The organism is Pseudomonas sp. MIACH, assembly GCF_001269925.1.
In the GTDB taxonomy this organism is placed as follows: Bacteria; Pseudomonadota; Gammaproteobacteria; order Pseudomonadales; family Pseudomonadaceae; genus Aquipseudomonas.
The window spans coordinates 1-2727 of the sequence record NZ_LHVO01000048.1 but is presented as its reverse complement, the minus strand read 5'-3'; the positions used below and the strand labels follow the sequence as shown (position 1 = coordinate 2727).

General features: G+C 60.4%; 1 protein-coding gene. It reads right to left on the bottom strand.

The features are described 5' to 3' along the window. Positions 1–2727, bottom strand: a 2727-nt coding sequence (locus tag AD670_RS18225; protein ID WP_172681499.1) for a DUF6531 domain-containing protein, incomplete at both ends; no start/stop codon positions are given.

Genomic DNA, 2727 nt, shown 5'->3' with positions numbered 1-2727 from the left:
GTCGTAGTGGCGGTCGCCCTGGATCATCAGGCGGTTGCCGGCAACGATGTCGGGGCCGGGGCGGTCTTGCATGAGCAGGTTGCCGGCGGGGGTGTGGCCGAAGCGTTCCTGCAGGTCTTGGGAGTGGTCGGCGCGGGTGAGGCGGCCTAGCGGGTCGTAGTGGTAGTGGTGTTCGCCTTTGCGGGTGTCGAGCAGGCGGGTGAGGTTGCCGGTTTTGTCGTAGTCATATTGACGTTGGTACAGCGCGCCTTCGACGTCACAGATACCGTGGTTTAACAGGCGTCCTCGGTCGTCGTGTTGGTAGCTGCTCAGCAGTTTCCCCTGGGCGCGCTGGTGTTCACGGCCGGCCTTGAACAGATGAGAGGTCAGCAGTGCGCCGTTTAACTCGACGGTGGCGAGGTGGCCGCCTTTGCTGTGGTTGAACACCAAGCGGTTGTTGTCGGGCAGGCGCAGGTTTTTAAGTTGGCCGCAGGCGTCGTAGCCATAGCGCAAGGCGCCCCAGCCCTGATGTTCGGCGGTGAGGCGGTTTTGTTGGTCATATTCGTAGGCCAGCGCCCAATGGCCGTCGTCGACGCTGAGCAGGTTGCCCTGGCGGTCGTAGGCATATTCAACAACGCTGCCGTCGGGCAGGGTTTTTCGTACGAGGCGTCCGGCGTGGTCTCGCTCATAGCGAGTGACTAACTGACTGCCATCGTCTCCGTGTTCGGTTTTTTCTTGCAGGTTGCCATTGAGGTCGTAGGCATAAGCCGTACGCTGCCCGTCAAACCCGGTTTCCTGCTGGATCAGGCCGTTGGGGTGATAAGCAAGTCGGTAGGTCTCGCCAACCTCGTTTTCGATCTCGGTCAGCAGTAATCGCGCATTGTCGTAGCGGTACTTGACCTGGCTACCGTCGGCGTTGATACGGCGGCTGATCAGGTGCAGGCCGTCGGCGTATTCGTAGCGAGTAACGTGGCCCCGTTCATCGCGTTCGGCGGTGATTTTTCCGTAGGGGTTGTAGCTGTATTCCCGACACGCCCCACCGGGCAGCACCACGCGAACCAACCGACCCACGCAGTCCCACTGATACTGGGTCAGCGCGCCCTGTGCATCCTCGCGGGCCACCTGCCGGCCAAGATCGTCATAGCGATACCGCTTGATCCCGCCATTGGGCAGTTGTTCCTCTATGAGCTGCCCACGGTCATTCCACACCAGCCGCTGACAACTGTGATCGGGGTACCAAACCCCGACCAGTTGCCCGTATTTGTTGTAGCTGTAGTCCGTGACATGACCGTCGGGATCGATCTTACGAATGACATCGCCCTGGTCATTGCGCTCGTACTTCCAGACCGCCAGACCCCGCCTTACAACCCGTACGAAACCATTGTCATGCTCGTAGGTTGTTGGCTCATCATCCCCGGGAAATAACGCCACCAAGCGTCCGGCTTCGTCGTACTGATACGCCGTCACAGCGCCCAGAGGATCCTGCTCGACCGTCAGCCGACCCTTGTCATCGTAGGATTTGAAATGCTGGGCACCATCCGGATCTATCCGCTGTACCAGCCGTGCCCGGTCGTCATGGACATACACTTCCTGACTGCCATCGGCGTTATGCACCGTGACACGGCCGTCATCTCCCCAGGCATACCGCGTATCCATCTGGGAAAAACTGGCCCAATGCCGCACACACCGCGCGGCCTTGCCAGACCGTTCCCACGCCCAGAAGAAACTCGCGCCACCGGCCAGTCCACGCTCAAGAATCACGTGCTGATCGTCGTAGCGATAACGCTCGCTTTCACCTACCGCATTGGTCGACGAAACCAGTCGGCCAGCGTCGTCGTAGGCGTAGGAAACGACGGTCTGCTCGGTAATCCATACATACGGACCACGGCCTTCTGCCCGCTGTACCTGGTAGTCCACCGCCACGATGCGGTTCGATTCATGGCGCAGGAACAGCGCACAGCCCGCACCGTTATCCAGCCGCTCAATGCGCCCCAAATAATCCCGAGCAATCCGCAGCCGGTTGTCGTACGCATCGCTGATCGAGACCAGCACACCGTCGCGAAAGTGATAAAACCGTGATGCCTGGGCCAACACCAGCTCATCCGGCGACGAGCCCAAATAGATCGCTGCTTCGGCCAAGCTGTTGGTGATGGCCGGTCGAGCAACAGTCGGCAGCGGAAACGAAGTCGAGCGGTTCTCATGGTCAATCCAAACCACCGAGTCGCCCGACACCGCAAGCCGATGCGCCAGCGAGTGACTCCAACCAAACCCCAACCCGCCATCCACTTCCACCGCACTGGTGCGGTACAACCGTGTCCACTCGAACGGCAAGATCCCATCCAACGCGCCATCGGTCAGAGTGAGCAACTCCTCGCCGGTAACCATCGACACGGGGCAGCCGTTGGTTACCGTTTTATCCGAAGAAGCCGCCGCATCGCCGTTCAGGTTCTTCCCTGAAACAGGCACATCATCGACAGGCTCCTGCCTGACCAACACCGTCTTCTGTGTCTTGTTACGAACCGCTGGCACCGGGTTCGAAACCACGTGATCTCCCGCCTTCATCGGCGCAACCGATACGGTCTTGATCGCTGTCGCCGGGCCACCAAGCAGCAAAGGCTTCACCGCCTCGACATGCGCGTCCAACTTCGGCACGACCCACTGATCAGCCAGCCTCTCCAGCCACTGGCGCGCTCGTCCGGATTTGATATGCCCCAGCACCTGAGCGCCCAGGCGAATCTGCACGCCCAT